Below are 22,649 nucleotides of genomic sequence, written 5' to 3'. Positions count from 1 at the left end.
CCACGGCGCGCCCTGGCCGTGCGTGACTCATCTGCCCCGATGGGGGATCCAGAATCGGAGTTCGCTCATCCCTGCGACTAGCGCAGGAACACAGCGAAAGGCTTTAATGGCCTCCGGCATTGCCTGACGCCGTCAGGGCCGCCTTGTGTTCCACGAAGAAATCCTTCAGCGGCTGTGGTTGTTTGCCGGTCAGCTTGGTGAAGTCTTCGGTGACGATCGCGAAGTTGCCGGCGCGGATGTTGGCGTCGGCCGAAACCAGCATGTCGGCGACGAAGCCGGGAAGACCCGCGCCGCGGATGCCCTGGCCGAGCTGTTCGTCATTGACGTCGACGACTTCGAGCGGCTTACCGGCGGCTTCGGAGACGATGGCGGCGATCTGCCGGTTGTTCAGCAATTGCGCGCCGGTTAGCGTATAGGTGGCGCTCTCGGCGGTGCCGGAGGCAAGGGCTGCGGCGATGGCCAGCGCGCAGTCGTCACGCGAGATGGTCGAGATCTTGCCGTCGCCGGTGGCGCTGTACCATTTGCCGCCCTGCAGGTTGTGCGGCATGCCGTGCAGGTAATTGTCGTGATACCAGGCGTCGCGGATGATCGTGTAAGCGATGCCGCTTGCCTTGATGGCGTTCTCGCTGCCGAGATGATCGGGCGCGAAGGAAACGAGCGAATTGTCCGGCGCTGGCATCGAGGTGTAGGCGATGTGCTTGACGCCGGCTTTGACGGCCGCTGCAACGGCGCCCTTGTGCTGGGCGATACGCTTGCCGGGCGTGTCGAGCGCGTCGGTGCTGATGATCAGCAGGCGGTCGATGCCGGCAAAAGCCTTTTCCAGGCCTGCCACATCGTCGAAATCGGCCTTGCGGGTGAGAACGCCCTTCTTTTCCAGCTCGGCGAGCTTTTGCGGGCTGCGCGTTGCCGCGACGATGCTGCCGGGCGCGACCCTGTAGGTCTCGATGAGGTGGTGGATGACACGCTGGCCGAGCTGCCCGGCAGCGCCGGTGACCAGGATGGTTTCGCTCATAGGTCGTTTCCTTCTATGTTTTGGTGGCGGTCTCAAAAAGAGAGTTACACTAGAATAGGAATTGACTTAGCGGTGTAAAGGAGGCAGTTTTTCGGCTCTACGTTACCAAAAGGGAACCAGCAGATGACCGGCGCGGTCCTCAGTCTGAAGAACAGAATGCCGGGGATGCGGCGCGAGATCGATCTCGCCAGTCTCGATTTTTCGAATTGCCCGGTCAGGGACATGATGCAGCAAATCGGCGGCAAATGGTCGACGCTGCTGCTCGAAGTGCTGGCGGCTCGGCCCTGTCGCTTCGGCGAGCTGCGGCGGATGCTCCCCGATATCTCGCAGCGCATGTTGACACAGACGCTACGCGACCTGCAGAGGGACGGGTATATCCATCGCGAAGTGTTCCCGACCAAGCCGCCGAGCGTCGAATATTCGATGACCGAACTCGGACGCTCGCTCTACCAGCCACTGTCGCAGCTGCTGAACTGGGCGGAGGCAAACCACGATGCCGTTCGCGCCGCCCGTTCGCATTTTGATTCCACCGACAAATAGGCTGGCTTCCTACCGGCCGCGCCCTTCCGTTAGGAACAGCAGGAAGGCCAACGCCGGGAAGCAGAAGCCGATCCAGGCTGTCATCGTCCAGCCGCCGGTCGCATAGGCCCAGCCGCCGAGCGCCGAGCCGAGCGCGCCGCCGGCAAAGAAGGTCGCCATGAACAGGCCGTTGAGCCGGCTGCGGTGTTCCGGGTTCAGGGCATAAATGGCGCGCTGGCCGCAGACCAGATTGGTCGTCACGCCGAAATCGAGAAGGATCGCCGCGGCCGTCAAAAGCAGCAGAGCGGTGAGCGAACCGTCCGTGGCGAAATGGCTGATCAGGAAGGAAGCCATGCCGAGCAGCATCGCAATCGTCGAGGCGATCCTCGTCATGCCGCGGTCGGCAAGCCGGCCGGCGATCGGCGAGGCGATGGCGCCGGCAGCGCCTGCAAGAGCAAAGACAGCGATGCCGTTCTGTGTCAGGCCGAAAACCGGGCTTGCAAGCAGCAGCGGCGTCGTCGTCCAGAACAGGCTGAAGGCGCCGAACATACCGGCCTGGTAGAGTGCCCGGCGCTGCAGCACGCGCGAGGTCAGCGCCAGATGACCCATGGAGGCGAGCAACTCGCCATAGCGCAGCTTCGTCTTCGGCAGCCGAACCGGCAGGTTGAAGCGCAGCACGACGGCAAGCACGATCATCAGCGCCGCGGTGAGGTAATAGACCACATGCCAGGAGGAAGCTTCGGCGACGAAGCTTGCAAAGGGGCGAGCCAGCATGATGCCGCAGAGCAGGCCGCTCATGACATTGCCGACGACCTGACCGCGCGTTGCATCCGGCGCCATGTTGGCGGCGAAGGGAACCAGGACCTGAACTGCCACCGACGAAAGACCGATGCAGAGCGAGGCGATGAGGAAGGCCGTCGGCGTCGACGACAGCGCCGCGCCGATCAGCGCAACGGCGGAGACGGCGATCAGCAGCAACACCAGACGGCGATTTTCGGTGAGGTCGCCGAGAGGCACGATCAGCAACAGGCCGAGCCCGTAGCCGATCTGCGTCAGCGTGACGATCAGGCCGGTGGCGGCAGGCGTGAAGCCAAGATCGGCGCTGATCGGGCCGGCAAGCGGCTGGCCGTAATAGAGATTGGCGGCCACCAGCCCGCAGGCGGCGGCGAAAAGGAAGGTTAGCCAGGGGGATAGCGCCCTGGGAATGGCCTTATCCGGCGTGGTGGCTGAAATGCTCATCGGGAACTCCGGTATCCAAAGATTGAAAGGAATGATTTCAAATGGTCTTGCCGCCGGCCACCCGCTTCCGGCTGTGCAACGGCTTGCCGCTCCTCCGAGAGAATGGCTTGCCTTTCTCCGGGGGATGTCAGGTCACCAACTTCATCGCGGCTTCGGCGACGGCCGCCATTTCTTCACCGCTGCGCTCCACCTTGCCGATGACGCGCATGCCTTTGGTGAGGCAGAGAAGCGCAAGCGCGGTCGCTGATATATCGAGGTCTGCAGAAATCGAGCCGTCGGACTGGCCGAGGCGGATCAGATCGGCCAGCAGTGTCTCGTCGGTCATGAAGGCGGCGGCGACACGTTCGGCCGCTTCGCTGTCGAAGAGAGCGAGATCGCCGGCGCTGCCGACCACCAGGCAGCCACGCCTCCCGGTTTCGCCGTGGGAGGAGGCCGCAAAGAAGGCGATCAGCGCATGCAGCTTATCCCGGCCGGTCTCTGCCTTGGCGAGTTCGGCATCGAGCATGCCACGGCGCACGGCGCGGTAGCGGTCGAACGTTGCAAGGAAGATGCCACGCTTATCGCCGAACGCCTTGTAGACACTGCCGGCGGCAAGACCCATGGCCTCGGTCAGTTCGCTGATCGAGGCGGCGTGATACCCGCGCTCGGAAAAGACGCGTAGGGCAGCGTCGAGCGCTGCCTCCACGTCGAATTCGCGCGGCCGGCCGCGGCCCCTGGTCTTTTCTTGATGTTCAATGGTCGCCGTATTCATGGCATCTAATTAGGAAATGTTCGTTTCCAAATCAAGCGAAACTTTTGCGACGCAGCAAATCACAGAGCCAGAACCCAGTTCTGGCCGTTCGCCTCGGGGCCGAACATGCGGTGTCTCTCCTCGGAGACAAGCCGGAAGCCGGCCTTGATATAGATGGCGCGGGCGGTCTCCAGCATGTCGTTGGTCCAGAGCGAGAGTTCGCGGTAGCCCTTCTGTCTGGAGAAGCGGATGCATTCGTCGACCAGCATCTTGCCGAGCCCGAGGCCGCGGGCTGATTTGTCGACATAGAGCAGACGGAGCTTGGCGATGCCGTCGCCGCCATTGGTGACGAGGGCCGAGCCGACATTGACGCCGCCGCGCTCGGCGATCCAGCAATATTCCTTGGCCGGATCGAAATTGGCGAGGAATTTCCCGGCGACTTCGGCGACCAGCGCTTCGAAGCGCAGGTCCCAGCCATACTCCTCGGCGTAGAAGCGGCCCTGGCTCTGAACGATCCAGCCGATATCGCCGGCGCGATGGGCGCGGATGACGGCCGGTGCGGGTTTGGCCGTAGGGTCGAGGAGGGTGCGGATGGTGTGCATGGCCGAGACTGCCGCCTCCGGCTCGCCGGCCGCGAGATTGTCGAAACGGGCGGCGATCTGCGCATTGGCGCGCCGGCCGAGTTCTTCGAACTGCTCACGTCCCCGGTCGGTGACAATGATGACCTGGCTGCGCAGGTCGGCCGGATCCGGACTGGTCTCGATCAGTCCCTCTGCGCGGAAACGCTTGAGGATACGGCTGAGATAGGCCGGGTCGAGATGCAAGTCGCGGACCAGCGCCACGGCGCTGACACCGTCATGCGAGCCGATCTCGAAGAGGATCCGGGCATCCGTCAGCGTGAATGCGGTGTCGAGATAGGCCTTGTTCAGGAGGCCGAGGAAGTTCGTATAGAAGCGGTTGAAATCGCGGGCGGTTTCGATGAGGGCGATATCGGACATGGCAAAGATCTCCAGATGGAGACCTTGTCAGACTGCTGACAAGTCGGCCCGCTCATCTTTCGTTTATCCTCGGCACAAGGCCGAGGATAACGCCGAGGAGAGAACGAGCCTTGTCAACAACTCAAGAATCTCCAAATAGAGATCTTGTCCTGTATTTAATGGACTGAGTCAACTAATTTGGCAATCCGAGGCGAGACACTTTCAGGCCGCTTCCTCTTCCGCGATCTCGTCCGCGCCAAGTGCGAAATCGACTGCCGCTCGCGCATGAATCGCCGTGGTGTCGAAGCCGGGCAGCGGCAGATGGTCGGGATCGAGGATCAGGCAGATCTCGGTGCAGCCGAGGATGATGCTGTCGGCGCCGTTGTCGATGGCGCGTGATATGACCGCCATGAGCTTGTCGCGTGAGCTGTCGAGTACCTTGCCGGCGCAGAGTTCATTGAAAATGATGTCGTGCACGGTGGTGCGGTCGCCGGCATCGGGAACCATGATGTCGAGACCGAGGTTTTTCATGCGGTCGCTGTAGAAGCCGTGTTCCATCGTGTAGCGGGTCGCAAGCAGCAACGGGCGCTTCCGGCCGCCGGCATGCAGCGATTTCGCCGTCTCGTCGATGATGTGGATCAGCGGCACGGAGATCTTCTTGGCAACCTCGTCGGCAATCAGATGCATGGTGTTGGTGCAGATGAGGATGCAGCCGGCGCCAGCAATCTGCAGGCGCAAAGCCACGTCGGCAAGGCGACGGGCGGCCATATCCCAGGCGCCGGCCTTCTGAAGGGCGACGATCTCCTCGAAGTTCACCGAATGCAGGATGAGTTCGGCCGAGGCAAGGCCACCCTTGCGGTCTCGCACCATCTCGTTGACGAGACGGTAATAGACCGCCGAACTTTCGAAACTCATGCCGCCGATCAGGCCGATCGTTTCCATGTCTTCACGCTCTCCATGATTCTGAACTTTCGAAAATGATGCCGTAATCCCGGCGCGGTGTGTTTGCGTTATTTGTTTCCATGGTGGGATATGTGCTATAATTTTGCGCCATTTGATGAAATCGTGCAAATATTGGGCGGAGGATACATGCTTGATGATCGCGACAGGCGCATTCTCGACATGCTGCAAAAGGATGCAGGCATATCCGTGACCGATCTTGCGGAGCGCGTGGCGCTTTCGGTGTCGGCCTGTTCGCGGCGTATCCAGCGGCTGGAAGAAAGCGGCCATATCGCCCGGCGCATCTTCGTGCTCGACCGGGAGAAAATGGGCGTGCCGACGACGGTCTTCGCTCTCGTCAAGACGGCTCACCATTCCGACGAATGGACGGAAAGCTTTCGCCGGATCATCGGCGACATTCCCGAGATCGTCGAGGCGCACCGACTGACCGGCAATCACGATTACATTCTGAAGATCGTGCTGCCGCGCGTCGAGCATTACGACGTGATCTACAAGCAGATCGTGCGCAAGCTCGAACTCTTCGACGTCTCGGCGTCGATCTCGATGGAAGAATTGAAACATGGAATGGCAATACCGGTGGGCTACGCCCGGTGAAAAATCATTTGAAGGGGCATGACAGTATGAGCGATAGCGATATTCGTAGCTTTCTCATGCCGGGGGAAAAGCTTCTTTAGTCAGGGCGTCCCGGACAAGGATTTCTTTTGACATCGCGGGATTTCCTCCTCGTTCCGTTCTCGCTTTTGTGGGGCGGCTTTGCGATCTTCTGGGAAATTACTGCCATCAGCACGGAAACGCCGGTATTCACAAAATTATGGGGTATTCCGTTCGTACTCATGGGCCTTTACCTAATGGCCGGACGCTTTTTCGTCGATGCGGCTGCCCGGGCTCGGACGGAATATGTACTGACCAACAGACGTGTGATCATTCGCAGAAGCGGGCTCTTTCGACATTTGTCCACCAACCAGCTCGAACTCCTGCCGTCGATCAGTCTTGAAGAGGGCAGCCGCGGCAAGGGTACGATCAAATTCTGCGTGCCGTCCAACAGGAGGATGAGCGGCTGGACGCCAAGTCTGGCCAACGAACCTCAGCTTCTGGGGATCGAGGATGCGCGACACGTTTACAGCCTCCTGGAAACAGCAAGGTCGGATTGCACCAGCAGCCGATAATTCGCAGTGCCATCGATAGGGATTAATGTGTCTCTATAAGGAACGTTTTTGGACATATTGCGTTCACCTTTGGTTCAGGAGGAGGGGAAGATATTTCCCTCACTTGGAGGAGCAGAGGAGAACAGTCATGAGAAAGCTGACCGTCGCCGCGTTGTGCTTGATCATAGGTGCCCCCGGCATCACGCCGGCTCAAGCGTTTCCGGCTATCAACCCACCCAGGATCGAAGCGCAGCAGCAGATAGAGCATGTGCAATGGCGTGGACGAGGCGGCCACTGGGGTGGCGGCCATTACCGAGGCGGCTATTACAGAGGTTACCACCATAACCATGGAGCGGACTGGGGCTGGGCCTTGGGTGGCCTAGCCGTCGGCACCATCATTGGCGGCGCATTGGCACAGCCCTATTACGGCTCGTATTACGGTTCACCCTACGGCTATTACGGCTCGCCCTACCGCTATTACGGTTCGCCGTATCGCTATTATGGCCGGCCCTATCGGGCCTATGCGTCGTCTGGCTATTATGGACGGGGCGGCAACCACGAGAGTTGGTGCTATGCGCGTTATCGGTCGTACAGGGCGTTCGACAATACCTTCCAGCCCTATCATGGACCCCGTCGCCAGTGCGTCGGTCCCTATTGATTGCTGCGCCGTGAACTGTTCCGGGCCGACTACCCGTTCGAACGCTATGTCTGTGTCGCACCTCGACCGAGGCTCTGGGCAGTTATAATTCTGCCCGACGTCCGCTTCACAAGCGTCGCCGGGTTGGATTGCAGGAGTTGCCGATAATCTCGGCGCTAAAGCGCGCCGCGATCGGACTCGTTTGTCGCGCTTTGGTCTAGGCCTTTCAATTCCAGCATGTCGTTCTCGCAAAACCGCTGCACACTTTTGCGCGACATGCTCTTTCGACTGCGGGTGACGCAGGGGAGACATGCCGAAACGGCGGTTGCAACCTTTGCGGCGAGGGCCACATTGGCTTTCAGCGAAATGGCGCAGAAGGGGCAGGTCATGGGCGATCATCATGTCGTCGTTGTCGGCGGCGGTTTTGGCGGGTTGCAACTCGTCAACGGTTTGAAAGGCGCTGGCGTCAAGATCACGCTCGTTGACCGGCGCAACCATCATCTCTTCCAGCCGCTGCTCTATCAGGTGGCGACGACCATTCTCTCCACCTCGGAAATCGCCTGGCCAATCCGCCGGCTCTATGCCGACCGGCCTGACGTGACGGTTCTGCTCGGCGAGGTCACAGGCGTCGACAGCGGCACAAAGACTGTTTCCCTCCGTAACGGCATGACTCTTGGTTACGATACGCTGGTGCTGGCGACCGGGGCGACGCATGCCTATTTCGGCCATGATGAATGGGAGCCGGTGGCGCCGGGCCTGAAGACGTTGGAGGATGCGACGACGATCCGCCGGCGCGTGCTGCTTGCCTTCGAGAGGGCGGAGATGGAGGCCGATCCAACCGTGCGCGATGCGCTTCTGACCTTCACCATCGTCGGGGCCGGGCCGACCGGTGTCGAGCTGGCCGGCATCATTGCCGAACTCGCGCATTTCACGCTGCCCAAGGAATTCCGCAACATCGATACGCGCAAGACCCGCGTCGTGCTGGTCGAGGCTGGTCCGCGGGTGCTGCCAACCTTCGCCGAAGAGCTTTCGGCCTATGCCCAGAAGGCGCTGGAGAAACTCGGGGTCGAGATCCATCTCGGCAGGCCGGTGACGGAATGCAATGCCGACGGCGTGAAGATCGGCGACACCTTCGTTGCCAGCCGGACGATCGTCTGGGCAGCCGGCGTCACCGCCTCGCCGGCGGCACGGTGGCTCGGCGTTGCGGCCGACCGGGCAGGGCGCGTCGTGGTCGAGAAGGATCTGAGCGCGCCGGGGCTACCCGACGTCTTCGTCGTCGGCGATACCGCATCGGTGATGCGCGAGGACGGGAAGCCGGTGCCGGGCATCGCGCCTGCCGCCAAGCAGCAGGGCGGCTACGTCGCCAAGGTGATCCGTGCCCGTCTGTCCGGCAAGCCGGCACCGGCGCCCTTCCGCTACTGGCACCAGGGCAGCCTCGCCACGATCGGCAAGAGTGCGGCCATCATCGATTTCGGCCGGATCAAGCTGAAGGGCTGGATCGCCTGGTGGATCTGGGGTCTTGCCCATATCTACTTCCTGATCGGCACCCGCTCGCGCTTCTCCGTCGCCTGGAGTTGGTTGTGGATCTATCTGAGTGGCCAGCACAGCGCCCGGCTGATCACCCAGAAAGAAACGATGCGAGAGGAGGAGTAGGCCTCCTTTGCCCGTGAAAGCTGTCCGGGAATGCGCCGTCTCTCCTGCCTCATTCTGAGGTGCACCCGGAGGGCCTCGAAGGATCGGGGACGGCCACCGGCGCTTCACCCAGCGACATCTGCATGCAGCATGCACCGCTTAGCCACCCGCCCTCGTAGTTCGAGACGGCCCTGCGTTTGTCGCTGCAATCGATCACTGGATCGATTGCTTCGCTCCTCACCCTCACCATGAGGGCTGATTGTCGTGCCCTGCGGCACACATGTCGGAGCCTTTAGACAACGCGATACGCCCAAGCTTGACACATCTCCCCGCACACCCTTAGCATTCCATCCGCGTCTCCCAACCACCGGGAGGTGCGCATCCAGCCGTAGCAACGGGTAGAGGTTCCAATGCGCCGATTCACTTCTCACGAAAATCACATTCGAAATTCTGAGAAGTTGGTGGTTCATGCGCACTTTGAATCTGGGCATTCTCGCCCATGTAGATGCAGGCAAGACTAGCCTTACCGAAAGACTGCTTTTTGACGCCGGCGTCATCGACAAGCTCGGCAGCGTCGATACCGGCAATACACAGACGGACACTCTCGAACTCGAACGACTACGCGGCATCACGATCAGGGCGGCGGTGGTGTCGTTTGCGATCGGCGACAGGATCGTCAATCTCATCGACACGCCCGGCCACCCGGATTTCATCGCCGAGGTCGAGCGGGTGCTGGGATTGCTGGATGCCGCGGTCGTCGTCGTTTCGGCGGTCGAAGGCGTGCAGGCCCAGACACGGGTGTTGGTGCGAGCGCTGCGGCGGCTTGGCGTTCCCTTCATCTTCTTCGTCAACAAGGTCGATCGTCTTGGGGCCCGATATCAGGAGGTGGTGGAGGCCCTAGCCGCGCAGCTGGCGGTCCGCCCCATCGCCATGTCGTCGGTCATCGATGCCGGAGCCAAGCTTGCCCGGGTGGAGACGCTCGCGCCGGGAGACGAGCCGCTTTTCACGCCGCTCTGCGAGGCACTGGCAGAAAACGACGAGGCCCTGCTTGCCGATTATATCCTTGCTCCCGGTCGCCTGAGCGAGGAAAGGCTTGGGCGCTGCCTGGCAGAGCAGGTGGCGAGCGGCCTCGTCCATCCGGTCTTCGCGGGCGCAGCGATGACCGGTGTCGGCATCCCCGCCCTGGCATCGGCCATTGCGACGATCTTGCCCGGCCGGTGCTCCAATCCGGATGGCCCGGTCGCGGGCAAGATCTTCAAGATCGAACGCGGCTGGGGTGGGGAAAAGCTCGCCTATATCTACCTCGCCTCAGGCACGGTGCGGCTTCGGCAATATCTGGACCTGCCCAGAGGCCCGGAACGGGTGACTGCGATCCACCTGTTCGAGGCCGGCCGGATCGAAGGCGCCGAGAGACTTCGCGCAGGGCAGATTGCCCGCGTCGCCGGCCTTGCCGGCGCCCGGATCGGGGATGCGGTGGGCGGAGATCCCGCGGGCGGGCGGGCTCACTTTGCGCCGCCGACGCTCGAAACCCGGGTTCTTGCGCGGCGGCCTTCCGACAAGGCGGCGCTCTGGCTGGCGCTGAACCAGATGGCCGAACAGGATCCCTTGATCAATTTGCGCCGCAACGAGGAGACGGACGAAGTCTTCGTTTCACTCTACGGCGAGGTGCAGAAGGACGTTATCCAATCGACCCTGCTGACGGATTTCGGACTTGAGGCAAAGTTCGAGGAAAGCACCGTCATCCTGGTCGAGAGGCCAGTCGGGACCGGGGCCGGCCTGCAGATCCTCTTCAAGGAGCCCAATCCCTTCCTGGCAACCGTCGGCCTGCGCGTCGAACCACGCCCTCCCGGGGCGGGCAACAGCTTTGCGCTCGAAGTGGATGTCGGCCAGATGCCCATCGCCTTTTATCGAGCGGTCGAGGAGACCGTGTTCGAAGCGCTGAAACAGGGGATTTTCGGCTGGCAGGTCATCGATTGCCACGTGGCGATGACGGCGGCCCGGCACAGTTCGCCTGCAAGCACCGCCGCCGATTTCCGGCAGTTGACGCCATGGGTGCTGGCAACGGCGCTATCGGCCGCGCGGACCGTGCTCTGCGAGCCAATCGACCGCTTTTATCTCGAAACGCCCGCGGAAAATTTGAGCGGCGTGGTCACCCTGCTTGCAAAATCGGCAGCAACGACGACGGATTCGGTCATTGCCGATGGCGTCGCCCGGCTCGAGGGTACCATGGCGTCTCAGATGGTCCGCGGTGTCCAGCAGCAATTGCCGCGCCTGACGAGCGGGGCGGGGACCATGGAAAGCAGCTTCGATCATTATGCCCCAGTGGCTGGCCCGCCGCGCTCGCGCCCGCGATCAGGTCCTGATCCGTTCAACGGCGTCGAATATCTGCTGCGCCTGCATCGACTTGCCGGAGGCATATCGTGACATCCGAGTGTCGCATTTGATCGTGGGTGGCAGACGGTGCGGCTGCGCCCAAGGGCGGAGATCTTGACAGCACCGCCACAGTTGAAATCGCCCGACATTGAAAAAGGCGGCCCCCGAAGGAGCCGCCTCTCGTTTTCTTATGCTGCCAGCGAGGCGATGTCGATGACGAAGCGGTAGCGGACGTCGCTCTTCAGGACGCGTTCATAAGCTTCGTTGACCTGCTGGATGTTGATCTTCTCGATCTCGGAGACGATGTTGTGCTTGCCACAGAAGTCGAGCATTTCCTGGGTTTCCTTGATCGAGCCGATCATCGAGCCGGAAATACTCTTGCGGCCGGGGATGATCGAGAAGGCGTGCACGGGGATCGGATTCTCAGGCGCGCCGACCACCACGAAGGAACCATCCACCTTCAGAAGGCCGAGATAGGCATTCCAGTCGATTTCGGCGCTGACGGTGCAGATGACCAGGTCGAAAGTGCCGGCGAGCTTCTTGAAGGTTTCCGGGTCGTTGGTGGCATAATATTCCTTGGCGCCGAGCTTCAGCCCATCTTCCTTCTTGGAAAGGCTCTGGGAAAGAACGGTGATATCGGCGCCCATGGCCGCACCCAGCTTGACGCCCATATGGCCGAGGCCGCCCATGCCGACGATCGCGACCTTCTTGCCGGGGCCGGCATTCCAGTGGCGCAGCGGCGAATAAAGCGTGATGCCGGCGCAGAGCAGCGGCGCGGAGGCATCGAGCGGAAGGTTGTCCGGGATGGACATGACATAGCCTTCCTTGACGACGATCGAGTCGGAATAGCCGCCCTGGGTGCGTGTCTTGCCGTCGGCTTCGAAATCATTGTAGGTGCCGCTGAGACCCGGCATATACTGTTCGCGATCGAGGTCGCGCTCGGCGCAGCCGATACAGGAATCGACGAAGCAGCCGACGCCGACGCGGTCGCCGACCTTGAACTTGGTCACGGCGGAACCGACGGCCGAGACGATGCCGGCGATCTCATGGCCCGGCACGATCGGATAGACGGCGTTCTTCCATTCGTTGCGGACAGTGTGGATGTCCGAATGGCAGATGCCGGCAAACTTGATGTCGATCACGACGTCATCGGGGTTGGGGTTGCGGCGTTCGAAGGTGAAAGGGGTCAGCGGTTTGGAAGCGTCGGTTGCGGCGTAGCCTCTTGCAATAGGCATGGGAACCTTCCTTTTCGATTGTGGTGGGGGTTGAACGGGATGGCGGACTATTGCCCGGAACTGCGTGAGAGGGTTAGAGCGATCCTCTCAGCTTTTTGCACGATCCTGCAAAAGTGAGGCGCCGGCCTGTTTGCGAAATGGCGAAGGCACTCTAGATAAGGGCGGTATCACCGGCGTCAGCCAGTTGACAGAAAGAGTTGCCGCATGACTTTGCCCTTCAGCCCCTATCAGGAAATTGTCGACATCGCGATGCGCTTCGCGCCTGGCGACGGCGAGTTCTCAACTGATATCGGCAATCTTCACGTCAGCCGTCGGTCCAAGCCAAGCGATCCGCTTCACAGCAGCTACCGGCCCTGTTTTGCCTTCGTCCTGCAGGGGGCCAAGAGCCTGCGCCTCGGCACCGAACTTATCAGCTACGGGACAGGAGACTATCTGCTGACCTCGCTCGACCTGCCGGTCGCCTGGCAGGTCACCGAGGCAAGCCCTGAAGTGCCGCATCTCTGCCTGGGGCTGGCAATCGATTCCGAAAAGCTGCTTGAGCTTTTGAGCCGTATCGATATTCCGCGTCCGGCGGCCCATACCGACGGGCAGCGCGGGATGGCGGTGAACGTCGCTCCGCCGGAGCTCCTGGATGCCGCCGTCCGCCTGCTGCGCTTGCTCGATCGTCCAGGCGACATTCCTGCCATGGCGCCGCTGATCGAGCAGGAAATCCTCTACCGGGTGCTGACCGGGCCGGATGGCGCGCGGCTGATCAACATCGCCACAGCAGACAGCCACAGCAACAGGATCGCCCGCGCCGTCGCATGGCTGAAGGAGAATTTCGCGCGGCCGCTGCGCATCGAAGATCTTGCCGTCCGCGTCAGCATGAGCGTGTCGTCCTTCCATCATCACTTCAAATCGGTCACGGCGATGACGCCGGTGCAATATCAGAAGCAGCTTCGCCTGCACGAGGCGCGTCGCCTGATGCTGGTGGAGCGCCTCGATGCCGGCACGGCCGGCCACCGCGTGGGCTATCAAAGCCCGTCGCAGTTCAGCCGCGAATACAGTCGCCTCTACGGCGCTTCGCCGGCGCGCGATATCGATGGCGCGCGCGAGGTCATGGCGGCGGAGTAGTCTGTCGCGCATCCCGGGCATCCGATCATTAAAGGATGTTTGACGTTTCGTGGCTAGTCTGGCGCCAACCATCCAGCAGGCCCGAAGTCCGTATGACGCAAGAACCATTTCTGTCCATCGTCGCGCCTTGTCATAACGAGGAAGAGGGCCTCCGCGAATTCTGCCGCCGAGCCGTCGCAGCTGCTCGGAGCGTTGCTGGGGATGCCTTCGAGCTCATTCTCGTCGATGACGGCTCGTCCGACCGCAGCTGGGAGATCATTTCCGAATTGGCGGCTGATGTGCCGCAAGTGCTCGGCGTTCGTCTTCTTCGCAATCACGGCCACCAATTGGCATCGACGGCGGGTCTCTCCGCGTCGCGGGGCGAGCGTGTGCTCCTGATCGACGCTGATCTTCAGGATCCGCCCGAACTGCTTTTGATGATGATGCCGATCATGGAGCGTGGCGCCGACGTCGTTTATGGTCAGCGCACGCGCCGCGAGGGTGAAACCTGGTTCAAGGTTGCCTCGGCTTCGCTTTTCTATCGTGCGCTGTCCAGGCTCGCCTCGGTGACCATTCCGCGCGATACCGGCGATTTCCGGCTGATGAGCCGGCGCGTCGTCGATATCCTGCTGGCGATGCCGGAGCGCGATCGCTTTATCCGTGGCATGGTCAGCTGGATCGGCGGCAGGCAGGTTGCTCTCCCTTATGAGCGTGACGCCCGTTTTGCCGGCGCGACGAAATATCCGCTGCGCAAGATGATCAATTTTGCGCTCGATGCGATCACCAGCTTTTCGACGACGCCGCTGCGTATAGCCACATGGCTTGGCATGATCAGCGCCTGCGTCGCGATCTCGTTGCTCGTCTACACCTTCGTTCGCTGGCTGGAAGGCGAAACGGTTACCGGCTGGTCGTCGATCATGGCCGCCGTCAGCGCCTTCAGCGCCATCCAGCTGATCTGTATCGGCATCATCGGCGAATATCTCGGCCGTCTCGTGCAGGAGAGCAAGAAGCGGCCGATGTTCATGATCGAGACGATCCTGCGCGGCGGCGAACACGCCGAGCTGCCGACTGCTTTTCCGGAGATGAACGCCAGCGATAAGCGCGCCGCACTCGATGTCGCCTTTACATCCGGGGAGTTTCCGCGAGCGCAAAAGAGCAGTCGGATCGGATAATGGACCAGATCGACACGCCTGCTGTGGTCGCAGGCGAGCCTCAGGGATTGGCCGCCAGACAGGATTCCGCCATTGCGGTCGCCGCTTTCGTCGCGCTTGCCGCGGCGCTGGTGGTGCTGTTTCGTTTTCCGCCGGTTCTCGATTACCCCAATCACTACGCCCGGATATGGCTCCTTTCGGGCGGCATCGGCGAGCAGCCGTTTCCTGAGATTTATGCGGTCGATTGGAGCCGCACCTTCACCAATGTCGGGATCGACATTCTCGCCACCTGGCTGGGACCGCTTGTCGGCGCCGACAGGCTTGCGCGGACTTTGCTTTTCCTGGCGATCGTGCTGCCGCCGCTCGGCGCGATCGGCTTGCATCGCGCGCTTTTCGGCGGCCGGCACCACTGGCAGACCGCCATGCTGTCGCTCGGCTGGTGCGCCACCATGATCGGCGGCTTCATCAATTTCCAGATCGGCCTCGGCATGGCGCTCTTCTTCGCCTGCGTCGACCTCCGGCTGCAGGGCAAAAATCCCGCGCTGGTTTTTGCCTGGCGGCTCGCCGCTTCGCTGCTGCTGACGGTGATGCACATCTTCTCGCTCGGCTTCTATATGGCGATCGTCTGCGGCCTCGAATTTTCGTGGCGCATCGACATACTGCGATCGAAGGCGGGTCTCACGAGGCTCGTCGGCCGGTTGGCGTTGGCGATTGGCGCCTGCGTCTTGCCACCGCTCGCGCTCTACCTTCACACGGCATCTTTGCCCAACGCCGGTGGCAACGGCCTTGGGCTTGCATGGAACGACGGCGTCGTCCTGATCGTCCTCAATCTGCTCTCCGCCATCACGACCTATGTCCCGGTGGTGGATGTCTTACTGGTTCTGCCGCTGATCCTCATCTGCACACGTGCCGCACGAGCGGGCGACATCCGCATGCATGCGGGGCTTGCCGTCGCCGCTGGCGGTCTGCTGCTGCTCTCCTGTATTTCGCCTCGCCACATGCTCGGCACCGGATGGATCAGTTGGCGCTTTCCGATCATGACGGCGCTCGTCGCCATGGCGATGGTATGCCCCTTCGCCAATCTCCCGCGCCGGCAGGCGCTGTTGCTTTCGCTCGTCATCAATCTTGCGGTCTTCGGCCGTACCGGCTGGATCGGCTGGAACTGGTGGCTGGCGCAAAAGGATGTTGCCGCTGTCGAGAGCGTGCTGAAAAGGGTGCCGGCCGGTGCAGCCGTGCTACCACTTGGGCATGAACCTGAGACAGTGAGCTACCTTGCCCACTCCAACCGGCATTTTTTCTGGGGACTGGATACTTTCCGGCATCTGCCGACGCTTGCCGTGCCCGTCTCGCATGCTTTCGTGCCGACGCTCTTCACCGCAAAAGGCAAGCAGCCACTTTCCGTTCTGTCGCCCTGGTCTGAGATCGCGGTTCCAGAGGGCAATCTGCTGTCGGTGGGTGTGCTTTCATGCCCGACAATGTTGCAGCAATATCGAGACTTCACGCCCTATCTGTCGGATTGGCGCAGTCGTTTCGATTTCGTCCTGGTCGCCAATGCCGATATTCTCGATCGCTATGTCGGCACCTTCATGCCGTCGGGCCTGACGGTCATCGAGGATGCCGGTTTCGCGAAGCTTTACGCGATCGATAAGACGATGCCGGCAGAGCCTTTGGCTATCCCGGCGGGTTGCGCCACGGCGTTATAAGCCGCGGCTCATCAGCCGGGGAATTTCAGCGCCTTGTCGGCACGGCATTTGGCGAGCTTGAGCTGGCGGAAGGAGAGGATTTTCGTGATGCGCTCCTTGCCATCCGTCTCCACACTCATGCAGGCGCAGGCATAGCCGTAATTGCCGTTGGTTCTGACATACTCATGTTCGGAGATGTCGGAGATCAGCTCCATGCCTTCCACCTCGCCGGCATCGTCGCCCTGGGTCATGATCGTCCAGGTGTTTTCCGCATCCTCCAGCCACCAGTTGGCGGGCGTCGGATTTTCAATCCAGCCGCAGCGCGTTTCTGCCGCCTGTGCGTTCGCGGCGATGGCGAGAGCTGCGGTGATGACCGCGGCAGCTATCCGGTATTTCATCGGCTTTTCCTCATCGCCAGATTTCAGTTGTTGATCGCGATGATCGCCCAATGGCTTTCCTCGCAGGCGTCGTCATCGCAGACCGCGCCCATCCAGAGGGCGCCACCCGCGAGCATGACGCCGTCGCTATTGACGAAGAGATCCCCGTATTGCTGGCGCCCGACGGCGCGGCGCGTTTCCGGCGTCACCAGATCGTCGAAATTGTCGATGAAATCCTCGGCGCTCTCGACGTCGTAAGTCTCGCCCCTGGCCTTGACCGTCAGCGGGTATTCGGCAAGCCCGGCAATGGTTTCGGCGTCGCCCGAGCGCATCGCCCGAACGAGCTGGCGCAGCGGCCGGTCGAAGCCTGCGGCGTCGCCGTGCAGTTCTTCGATGCGGTTATAGACGTCGCTGTCGGACTGCGCGAGAGCGCTTGAGCCGCCCAGGAAAATTGCTCCGAGCAGGAGAAGAGCTGCAGACAGGCGTGACATCGAAGCCTCCAGGCGCAAACGGGTACCGCGACAATATGCGATCACCAAGGATTCGCGCCTATCCAATTCTGGTGTTTGATCGCGGTTTCCCGTATTAAAAAAATGATCCGGGCTTCTTGACGATCTGATCGGTTTATCGCATAAACCTCGCGAACCGTACCGTACGGTACGTACATGGGAGCTACGACCTTGTCTGTCGATACCGCAGAGCCGAGCGAATTTTCGCCGCGCCAGAACGCTGTTCTGGAGCAGGCGTTGCGGTTGCTCGTCGATGGCGGCGAGAAGGCGCTGACGACCTCGGGTGTGGCGCGTGCCGCCAATTGCTCGAAGGAGAGCCTCTACAAGTGGTTCGGCGACCGCGACGGGCTGTTGTCGGCGATGATCGCCTATCAGGCGAGCAAGGTGCGCACCTTCGAGCGCAACGGCGAGCGACTGACGGCGGCAAGTCTGCACGACCATGTCGTCATTTTCGCGCGTGATCTGCTGGAGGTGCTCGCCGGCGACGTCTCGCTGGCGCTGAACCGGCTGGCGATCGGCCAGTCGAACCGCGACGGCTCGAAGCTCGGCAAGCTGCTGCTCGAGCGCGGCCGCCGCCAGATCGACCGGCGCGCGATGGCGTTGATCGATGCCGGAAAGAGGGCAGGGCTCCTGCGTTTTTCCGATGCCGACGAGGCTTATCACACGCTTTACGGCCTTGTTGTTTCCGATCTGCATGTGCGCATGCTGCTCGGCGAGCCGGGCCTCAAGGATACCGCGCGCCAGGCGGAGAGGGCGGTTACCGCCTTCCTCCGGCTCTACGGCACGGACAAGGTTCTGGTGGAGATGCCGGTTCTCGGTTGATTCCGCTTTAATGACAGTCAACAAGACAAGCAAAGGGAAGGAACTTCAAATGCGCGTCTATTACGATCGTGATGCCGATCTCAACCTCATCAAGGCCAAGAAGGTCGCCATCATCGGCTACGGTTCGCAGGGCCGTGCCCATGCGCTGAACCTCAAGGACAGCGGCGCCCAGAACGTCGTCATCGCGCTCAAGGCCGGTTCGCCGACCGTCAAGAAGGCTGAAGCCGACGGCTTCAAGGTCATGACGGTTGCCGAAGCCGCCGGCTGGGCCGACCTGATGATGATGGCAACGCCCGACGAACTGCAGGCCGACATCTACAAGTCGGAAATCGCTGCAAATATCCGCGACGGCGCGGCGATCGCCTTCGCCCACGGCCTCAACGTGCATTTCGGCCTGATCGAGCCGAAGGCCACGGTCGACGTCGTAATGATCGCGCCGAAGGGCCCGGGCCACACGGTTCGCGGCGAATACCAGAAGGGCGGCGGCGTTCCCTGCCTCGTTGCCGTTCACCAGAACGCTTCCGGCAATGCGCTTGAACTCGCTCTCTCCTACGCCTGCGGCGTCGGCGGCGGCCGCTCGGGCATCATCGAAACCAACTTCCGCGAAGAGTGCGAAACCGACCTCTTCGGCGAACAGGTCGTTCTCTGCGGCGGTCTGGTCGAACTCATCCGCGCCGGTTTCGAAACGCTTGTTGAAGCCGGCTACGCGCCTGAAATGGCCTATTTCGAATGCCTGCACGAAGTGAAGCTGATCGTCGACCTGATCTATGAAGGCGGCATCGCCAACATGAACTACTCGATCTCGAACACGGCCGAGTGGGGCGAATATGTCTCCGGTCCGCGCATCATCACCGCTGAGACCAAGGCCGAGATGAAGCGCGTCCTCAAGGACATCCAGACCGGCAAGTTCACTTCCGACTGGATGCAGGAATACCGCGCTGGCGGCTCGCGCTTCAAGGGCATCCGCCGCCTGAACGACAGCCACCAGATCGAGGAAGTCGGCGCCAAGCTGCGCGGCATGATGCCCTGGATCGGCAAGAACAAGCTGGTCGACAAGAGCGTGAACTAAGCGGTTTTCAGACTGTAGGAATCGAGGGCCGGGGCGAAAGCTCCGGCCTTTATCGTTGTGCGCTGACGGTCAGCCAGCGCGTCGGCTTGCCGTCATATCCGCCGCCGTCGTATTCGCTTAGGGCGATATTCCCCCAACCGCCTTTCGTCAGAAGCTCCGAGAGCCATTCGGCGGAGGGATAGTTGTAATAACGACCGAAGCCGTCATGGCCTTCTGCTTCCCCGGCCTTGAAGCTTGCGTGAAGGAGGCCGCCGGGCCTCAGGGCGCGGCGGATGCGGGCGAAGACGTCGGGCAGTTCGGATCGGGGGACATGAAGAAGGCTCGCATGCGCCCAGACGCCGTCGAAGGCGCTGTCGGCGTCGAGTTCCTGGAACAGCATGATCCTGACCGGCCTGCCGATCAGCGCTTCGGCCTGTGTTGCAAGCTCGGCAGAGCCATCCGTCGGCGTCACGTCGAAACCCTGCGACAGCATGTAGACGCTGTCCTGTCCGCCACCGCAGCCGAGTTCGAGGATTGCCGCACCCCGCGCAAGCCCGGCGAGGAAGGCATCGAGCTGCTGCTTCGGCAGGCTGCGCGCCCGGTTGGCGTAGGTCTCGGCGTTTTGCCTGTAGAAGTCAGAGGTATTGTCACGAGGCATGCGGATCGGCCGTTCGGGAGCGTCGGTTGGATTGAAGGTGCCTTTCGGGGAGCCGATCGGCGCCGATGATGTCGATGACGAGGATGCCGTCCGGTATTTCACGATAGAAGGCGACGTGGCGCATGTGAAGAAGGCGGCGAAGGCCGACGCCAAGCTCTTCGCATTCGTCTCCCATGGAGGGCGCGCGCGAAAGAAGCACGAAAATTCTGTCCCAGTCGAGAAGATAGGCATCCGCCTGTGCCTCGCCGAAGTGCAAGCTGGCATATTCGTCGATGCCCGACAGCACGGCATCTGCGGTTCGGGTCAGCCTATAGGTTGATGTCACGCAGCTTTGCCTTCGTTTCCAACAGGATATCGGCAATGCGCCGGTCGCTGATGCCGCTCTCTTCGGCCAACCTCAGAATCTCACGCAATTCTTCGTCATCGAGCTTGCGATGGTCCTGGTCCCTCAGGACGAGTTCCGCCAGATATGTGCTGGCATTGGCGTATCTGCCGCTTGCGACACGGCGTGCGACGTAATCCGCCAGATTATCCGGAAGAGAGATCGTCATTTTCGCCATTGAATTCGGTGCAGTCCGTCCATGCCGGTTGATGCCAGATTACCATTTCCCACGTTGTGATAGAAGCGTTGCGCTCCGCCGTCGAGCACTTGGGTCACATCCAGGTCAGTCTTTTTTATCGACATAGATGACGCGTTCGAGATCCTTGAAATGGGCGTCGCAGGTCAGGATGTCGGCATCATGGCGCTCCGCGGTCGCATAAATGATCGCATCGGCGGTGGCGAGTTTGTGGATCGTCGAGATTTCGGCAGCACGGCGGGCAAGCGTCGTGTCGAGAGAGACAACCATGCATGTCGCGGTATAAGCGATGAAGCTGTCGACGGCTTCCTCGTCCTTCTCGCGTGCCAGCCATTTGGAGAGCTCGAGCTGCACGATGGTTGGAACGATGCATTGATCGCGCACCGGGATATTGGCCTGCAACCGGGTTCCGGCGGCACTTTTCGTCAGCCATTCTATCCATGCGGAGCTGTCGACCACGCGCATCAGAAACGGTCGTTCCGGTCGCGGTAGTTTTCCTTGTCAGCGCCTTCGGCAATGCCGCGAAGATCGGCAAGCGTCGGGACCGGCATCAGCAGCACGCCTTTCCCTTTGGGGATGAACACGAATTCCTGCCCCGCCGACCAGTGCTGCTGTTCGCGCACTTCCTTGGGAATGGAGATCTGGAATTTTGTGGAGAGGGTTGCGGTTGTCATTCTTACCTTTCCTCCATCGATAGATGAATGGTAAGAATTCATCTGACATCCGTCAATGACGAAGTGTTTTCGGCGTTAGTGCTATTTTGGTCGCCAAAGGAGAAGTAGCGATGATTTTTCCCGCTGACTCGGCCACAAAAGACCGGGCGGCGCGCGGTTTCGAAAGAGATCCGCGGATTGCTTGGTGGCCGTCCGCTCGAAGAGCATCGTAGCGTATCGTGCAGCTCGACACGAACTCCGGCGAGGGCGGAATAGGGTCGACAGCCCGGCGGCTTTGCGCGCGAGGCGGAGAGCGGCGCCCACCATGTTGGTGTTGACGCCGCCGTTTGCGTGGAACGTCCGGAGTTCAGGCCGGGATAAGACGGGTCCAGCCGCGCTCATCGTTCGTTACGCCCTTCTGCAGACTGACGAGCTGCTGGCGCAGTTCGCTGGTCAATTTGCCGGTCTGTCCGTCTCCGACCAGAAACTCGCCGCCGGCATGTCGAACCAGGCCAATGCCCGCCAGGACTGCGGCAGTGCCGCAAGCGAAGGCTTCGACGAGCTTGCCGCTGGCAGCGTCGTCTTGCCATTCCGCGAAGGAGTAGGGACGCTGCTCGACGCGCAAGCCTCTTTCTTCGGCGAGTACGATCACGGAGGCCCGGGTGATGCCCGGCAGGATCGTGCCGCCAAGGGGCGGGGTCACCACCGATCCGTCATTCATCAAGAAGAAGACGTTCATGCCGCCGAGTTCTTCGACCCAACGATGCTCTGTTGCGTCGAGGAAGACGACCTGATCGCAATTCTTCTTCGCCGCCTCGGCTTGCGCCACGAGGCTGGCTGCGTAGTTTCCGCCGCATTTTGCAGCGCCGGTGCCGCCGGCAGCCGCACGGGTGTATTCGGTCTCGACCCACAGGGAGACGGCCTTCGCGCCGCCCTTGAAGTAGGCGCCGACCGGAGAGGCGATGATGCAGAAGATATATTCCTGAGCCGGACGAACACCGAGAAACGCCTCGTTGGCGAACATGAAGGGGCGAAGGTAGAGGCTGGCGTCGCCGGACGGAATCCAAGCCTTGTCAATGCGGACCAGTTCTTCGACGGCCTTCAGGAAGAGTTCTTCGGGCACAGGAGGCATCGCCATGCGGGCTGCAGACTGCGCGAAGCGGCGGGCATTCTCTTCAGGCCGAAAGAGCAGAATCCGGCCATCGTCTGCCTTGTAGGCTTTCATGCCCTCGAAGATTTCCTGAGCATAATGCAGCACGGCGCTCGCGGGATCGAGCTCCAGCGGCCGCCTGGGCGTAACCTTCGCATCGTGCCAGCCCTTGTCGGCAGTCCATCGTGCCAGGACCATATGATCGGTGAACACCTTGCCGAAGCCGGGTGTCTCCAGTGCCTGGATGCGATCGGCGTCGGAGACGGGAGACTGGTGGAGTTCGATTTTGATTTCAGGAGAGGCCGACGTCACGGTCATTGCTGGCACCTTGATAGTAATTTGAATAGTGGCGGCGACACTACTGCCGCCGAGCTGGTCTTGGAAAGGTCTGAATCAGCCGGTTTCGACTTTGATCAGAGGAATAATCGCTTGGAGTGGCTGACGTCGAGCAGCAAATTCGGGATCGAGCG

25 protein-coding genes are annotated in these 22,649 nt (G+C 61.4%); 11 read left to right on the top strand and 14 right to left on the bottom strand.

Going from position 1 to position 22,649, the window contains the following annotated elements:
- Nucleotides 1–103 precede the first annotated feature (103 nt).
- Entirely contained in the window at nt 104–1,012 is a 909-nt protein-coding gene (locus tag NE851_RS25570) for an SDR family oxidoreductase (RefSeq protein ID WP_097542185.1), read from the bottom strand.
- Between the two features lie 123 nt (nt 1,013–1,135).
- On the opposite strand from NE851_RS25570, the gene NE851_RS25565 reads away from it, so the two are divergent.
- A complete protein-coding gene (locus tag NE851_RS25565; RefSeq protein ID WP_028757540.1) occupies nt 1,136–1,552 on the top strand; it encodes a winged helix-turn-helix transcriptional regulator in 417 nt (138 codons plus the stop codon).
- 9 nt (nt 1,553–1,561) lie between these two features.
- Here the strand turns inward: NE851_RS25565 and NE851_RS25560 are convergent, their stop codons facing one another.
- From NE851_RS25560 to NE851_RS25545, 4 genes are all read right to left on the bottom strand, one after another.
- Complete coding sequence (locus NE851_RS25560) at nt 1,562–2,770, bottom strand: MFS transporter (protein ID WP_047610793.1); 1,209 nt, start codon at nt 2,768–2,770, stop codon at nt 1,562–1,564.
- A 127-nt stretch (nt 2,771–2,897) separates the two neighbouring features.
- Entirely contained in the window at nt 2,898–3,521 is a 624-nt protein-coding gene (locus NE851_RS25555; RefSeq protein WP_028757542.1) for a TetR/AcrR family transcriptional regulator, read from the bottom strand.
- A gap of 59 nt (nt 3,522–3,580) precedes the next feature.
- Complete coding sequence (locus tag NE851_RS25550) at nt 3,581–4,498, bottom strand: bifunctional helix-turn-helix transcriptional regulator/GNAT family N-acetyltransferase (protein ID WP_097542186.1); 918 nt, start codon at nt 4,496–4,498, stop codon at nt 3,581–3,583.
- Between the two features lie 201 nt (nt 4,499–4,699).
- Complete coding sequence (locus tag NE851_RS25545; protein WP_028757544.1) at nt 4,700–5,419, bottom strand: aspartate/glutamate racemase family protein; 720 nt, start codon at nt 5,417–5,419, stop codon at nt 4,700–4,702.
- A gap of 147 nt (nt 5,420–5,566) precedes the next feature.
- On the opposite strand from NE851_RS25545, the gene NE851_RS25540 reads away from it, so the two are divergent.
- From NE851_RS25540 to NE851_RS25520, 5 genes are all read left to right on the top strand, one after another.
- Nucleotides 5,567–6,031 (top strand): Lrp/AsnC family transcriptional regulator, encoded by a 465-nt coding sequence (locus NE851_RS25540; RefSeq protein WP_047610791.1) that lies wholly within the window; start codon nt 5,567–5,569, stop codon nt 6,029–6,031.
- 107 nt (nt 6,032–6,138) lie between these two features.
- On the top strand, nt 6,139–6,603 hold the full coding sequence (locus NE851_RS25535; RefSeq protein ID WP_246740198.1) for a PH domain-containing protein: 465 nt from the start codon (nt 6,139–6,141) through the stop codon (nt 6,601–6,603).
- Between the two features lie 127 nt (nt 6,604–6,730).
- Nucleotides 6,731–7,240 carry a BA14K family protein gene (locus NE851_RS25530; protein ID WP_080759837.1) on the top strand — a complete coding sequence of 170 codons (510 nt, stop codon included), beginning with the start codon at nt 6,731–6,733 and terminating at the stop codon, nt 7,238–7,240.
- A 366-nt stretch (nt 7,241–7,606) separates the two neighbouring features.
- On the top strand, nt 7,607–8,872 hold the full coding sequence (locus NE851_RS25525) for an NAD(P)/FAD-dependent oxidoreductase (protein WP_028757546.1): 1,266 nt from the start codon (nt 7,607–7,609) through the stop codon (nt 8,870–8,872).
- A 447-nt stretch (nt 8,873–9,319) separates the two neighbouring features.
- Complete coding sequence (locus NE851_RS25520; protein ID WP_028757545.1) at nt 9,320–11,275, top strand: elongation factor G; 1,956 nt, start codon at nt 9,320–9,322, stop codon at nt 11,273–11,275.
- Nucleotides 11,276–11,412: 137 nt separating this feature from the next.
- On the opposite strand, the gene NE851_RS25515 is transcribed toward NE851_RS25520, so the two are convergent.
- A complete protein-coding gene (locus tag NE851_RS25515; RefSeq protein WP_028757485.1) occupies nt 11,413–12,459 on the bottom strand; it encodes an NAD(P)-dependent alcohol dehydrogenase in 1,047 nt (348 codons plus the stop codon).
- 204 nt (nt 12,460–12,663) lie between these two features.
- Here NE851_RS25515 and NE851_RS25510 point away from each other — a divergent pair, with 204 nt between their 5' ends.
- The 3 genes from NE851_RS25510 (at nt 12,664) to NE851_RS25500 (ending at nt 16,405) form a co-directional block, all read left to right on the top strand.
- Nucleotides 12,664–13,572 (top strand): AraC family transcriptional regulator, encoded by a 909-nt coding sequence (locus tag NE851_RS25510; protein WP_028757486.1) that lies wholly within the window; start codon nt 12,664–12,666, stop codon nt 13,570–13,572.
- A 92-nt stretch (nt 13,573–13,664) separates the two neighbouring features.
- Entirely contained in the window at nt 13,665–14,723 is a 1,059-nt protein-coding gene (locus NE851_RS25505; protein WP_063474643.1) for a glycosyltransferase family 2 protein, read from the top strand.
- On the top strand, nt 14,723–16,405 hold the full coding sequence (locus NE851_RS25500) for a hypothetical protein (protein WP_254958582.1): 1,683 nt from the start codon (nt 14,723–14,725) through the stop codon (nt 16,403–16,405). The genes NE851_RS25505 and NE851_RS25500 overlap by 1 nt, the downstream gene beginning before the upstream one ends.
- Before the next feature lie 11 nt (nt 16,406–16,416).
- Here the strand turns inward: NE851_RS25500 and NE851_RS25495 are convergent, their stop codons facing one another.
- Both NE851_RS25495 and NE851_RS25490 read right to left on the bottom strand, forming a co-directional pair.
- Nucleotides 16,417–16,782 carry a DUF4087 domain-containing protein gene (locus NE851_RS25495; RefSeq protein ID WP_047610782.1) on the bottom strand — a complete coding sequence of 122 codons (366 nt, stop codon included), beginning with the start codon at nt 16,780–16,782 and terminating at the stop codon, nt 16,417–16,419.
- A gap of 23 nt (nt 16,783–16,805) precedes the next feature.
- A complete protein-coding gene (locus NE851_RS25490) occupies nt 16,806–17,252 on the bottom strand; it encodes a hypothetical protein (protein WP_047610780.1) in 447 nt (148 codons plus the stop codon).
- A 174-nt stretch (nt 17,253–17,426) separates the two neighbouring features.
- On the opposite strand from NE851_RS25490, the gene NE851_RS25485 reads away from it, so the two are divergent.
- A complete protein-coding gene (locus NE851_RS25485) occupies nt 17,427–18,092 on the top strand; it encodes a TetR/AcrR family transcriptional regulator (protein ID WP_028757491.1) in 666 nt (221 codons plus the stop codon).
- Nucleotides 18,093–18,141: 49 nt separating this feature from the next.
- Complete coding sequence (ilvC, locus tag NE851_RS25480; RefSeq protein WP_047611747.1) at nt 18,142–19,161, top strand: ketol-acid reductoisomerase; 1,020 nt, start codon at nt 18,142–18,144, stop codon at nt 19,159–19,161.
- Between the two features lie 49 nt (nt 19,162–19,210).
- Here ilvC and NE851_RS25475 read toward each other — a convergent pair whose 3' ends face one another.
- From NE851_RS25475 to NE851_RS25450, 6 genes are all read right to left on the bottom strand, one after another.
- Nucleotides 19,211–19,798, bottom strand: coding sequence for a class I SAM-dependent methyltransferase (locus tag NE851_RS25475; RefSeq protein ID WP_254958577.1), 588 nt, complete (start codon nt 19,796–19,798; stop codon nt 19,211–19,213).
- Nucleotides 19,788–20,123 (bottom strand): type II toxin-antitoxin system RelE/ParE family toxin, encoded by a 336-nt coding sequence (locus NE851_RS25470; RefSeq protein ID WP_047610777.1) that lies wholly within the window; start codon nt 20,121–20,123, stop codon nt 19,788–19,790. The genes NE851_RS25475 and NE851_RS25470 overlap by 11 nt, the downstream gene beginning before the upstream one ends.
- Nucleotides 20,107–20,358 (bottom strand): ribbon-helix-helix domain-containing protein, encoded by a 252-nt coding sequence (locus NE851_RS25465; RefSeq protein WP_047610776.1) that lies wholly within the window; start codon nt 20,356–20,358, stop codon nt 20,107–20,109. The genes NE851_RS25470 and NE851_RS25465 overlap by 17 nt, the downstream gene beginning before the upstream one ends.
- Before the next feature lie 105 nt (nt 20,359–20,463).
- Nucleotides 20,464–20,841, bottom strand: a complete 378-nt coding sequence (locus NE851_RS25460) for a type II toxin-antitoxin system VapC family toxin (RefSeq protein WP_047610774.1) — start codon at nt 20,839–20,841, stop codon at nt 20,464–20,466.
- Complete coding sequence (locus tag NE851_RS25455; protein ID WP_047610772.1) at nt 20,841–21,050, bottom strand: AbrB/MazE/SpoVT family DNA-binding domain-containing protein; 210 nt, start codon at nt 21,048–21,050, stop codon at nt 20,841–20,843. Before NE851_RS25455 ends, NE851_RS25460 begins: the two co-directional genes overlap by 1 nt.
- Nucleotides 21,051–21,396: 346 nt before the next feature.
- Complete coding sequence (locus NE851_RS25450; protein WP_063474646.1) at nt 21,397–22,497, bottom strand: branched-chain amino acid aminotransferase; 1,101 nt, start codon at nt 22,495–22,497, stop codon at nt 21,397–21,399.
- Between the last annotated feature and the right edge of the window lie 152 nt (nt 22,498–22,649).

This window comes from Rhizobium anhuiense bv. trifolii (assembly GCF_024346605.1).
GTDB lineage: Bacteria > Pseudomonadota > Alphaproteobacteria > Rhizobiales > Rhizobiaceae > Rhizobium > Rhizobium anhuiense.
Note: the sequence above shows the minus strand (reverse complement) of the source record. Positions and strands in the feature narration are given on the sequence as shown.

Excerpts from the sequence above, each read along its gene's own strand:
- NE851_RS25570 (WP_097542185.1), bottom strand. The coding sequence starts at position 1,012 with ATGAGCGAAACCATCCTGGTCACCGGCGCTGCCGGGCAGCTCGGCCAG.
- NE851_RS25565 (WP_028757540.1), top strand. The coding sequence starts at position 1,136 with ATGACCGGCGCGGTCCTCAGTCTGAAGAACAGAATGCCGGGGATGCGG.
- NE851_RS25560 (WP_047610793.1), bottom strand. The coding sequence starts at position 2,770 with ATGAGCATTTCAGCCACCACGCCGGATAAGGCCATTCCCAGGGCGCTA.
- NE851_RS25555 (WP_028757542.1), bottom strand. The coding sequence starts at position 3,521 with ATGAATACGGCGACCATTGAACATCAAGAAAAGACCAGGGGCCGCGGC.
- NE851_RS25550 (WP_097542186.1), bottom strand. The coding sequence starts at position 4,498 with ATGTCCGATATCGCCCTCATCGAAACCGCCCGCGATTTCAACCGCTTC.
- NE851_RS25545 (WP_028757544.1), bottom strand. The coding sequence starts at position 5,419 with ATGGAAACGATCGGCCTGATCGGCGGCATGAGTTTCGAAAGTTCGGCG.
- NE851_RS25540 (WP_047610791.1), top strand. The coding sequence starts at position 5,567 with ATGCTTGATGATCGCGACAGGCGCATTCTCGACATGCTGCAAAAGGAT.
- NE851_RS25530 (WP_080759837.1), top strand. The coding sequence starts at position 6,731 with ATGAGAAAGCTGACCGTCGCCGCGTTGTGCTTGATCATAGGTGCCCCC.
- NE851_RS25525 (WP_028757546.1), top strand. The coding sequence starts at position 7,607 with ATGGGCGATCATCATGTCGTCGTTGTCGGCGGCGGTTTTGGCGGGTTG.
- NE851_RS25520 (WP_028757545.1), top strand. The coding sequence starts at position 9,320 with ATGCGCACTTTGAATCTGGGCATTCTCGCCCATGTAGATGCAGGCAAG.
- NE851_RS25515 (WP_028757485.1), bottom strand. The coding sequence starts at position 12,459 with ATGCCTATTGCAAGAGGCTACGCCGCAACCGACGCTTCCAAACCGCTG.
- NE851_RS25510 (WP_028757486.1), top strand. The coding sequence starts at position 12,664 with ATGACTTTGCCCTTCAGCCCCTATCAGGAAATTGTCGACATCGCGATG.
- NE851_RS25505 (WP_063474643.1), top strand. The coding sequence starts at position 13,665 with ATGACGCAAGAACCATTTCTGTCCATCGTCGCGCCTTGTCATAACGAG.
- NE851_RS25500 (WP_254958582.1), top strand. The coding sequence starts at position 14,723 with ATGGACCAGATCGACACGCCTGCTGTGGTCGCAGGCGAGCCTCAGGGA.
- NE851_RS25495 (WP_047610782.1), bottom strand. The coding sequence starts at position 16,782 with ATGAAATACCGGATAGCTGCCGCGGTCATCACCGCAGCTCTCGCCATC.
- NE851_RS25490 (WP_047610780.1), bottom strand. The coding sequence starts at position 17,252 with ATGTCACGCCTGTCTGCAGCTCTTCTCCTGCTCGGAGCAATTTTCCTG.
- NE851_RS25485 (WP_028757491.1), top strand. The coding sequence starts at position 17,427 with ATGGGAGCTACGACCTTGTCTGTCGATACCGCAGAGCCGAGCGAATTT.
- ilvC (WP_047611747.1), top strand. The coding sequence starts at position 18,142 with ATGCGCGTCTATTACGATCGTGATGCCGATCTCAACCTCATCAAGGCC.
- NE851_RS25475 (WP_254958577.1), bottom strand. The coding sequence starts at position 19,798 with ATGCCTCGTGACAATACCTCTGACTTCTACAGGCAAAACGCCGAGACC.
- NE851_RS25465 (WP_047610776.1), bottom strand. The coding sequence starts at position 20,358 with ATGGCGAAAATGACGATCTCTCTTCCGGATAATCTGGCGGATTACGTC.
- NE851_RS25460 (WP_047610774.1), bottom strand. The coding sequence starts at position 20,841 with ATGCGCGTGGTCGACAGCTCCGCATGGATAGAATGGCTGACGAAAAGT.
- NE851_RS25455 (WP_047610772.1), bottom strand. The coding sequence starts at position 21,050 with ATGACAACCGCAACCCTCTCCACAAAATTCCAGATCTCCATTCCCAAG.
- NE851_RS25450 (WP_063474646.1), bottom strand. The coding sequence starts at position 22,497 with ATGACCGTGACGTCGGCCTCTCCTGAAATCAAAATCGAACTCCACCAG.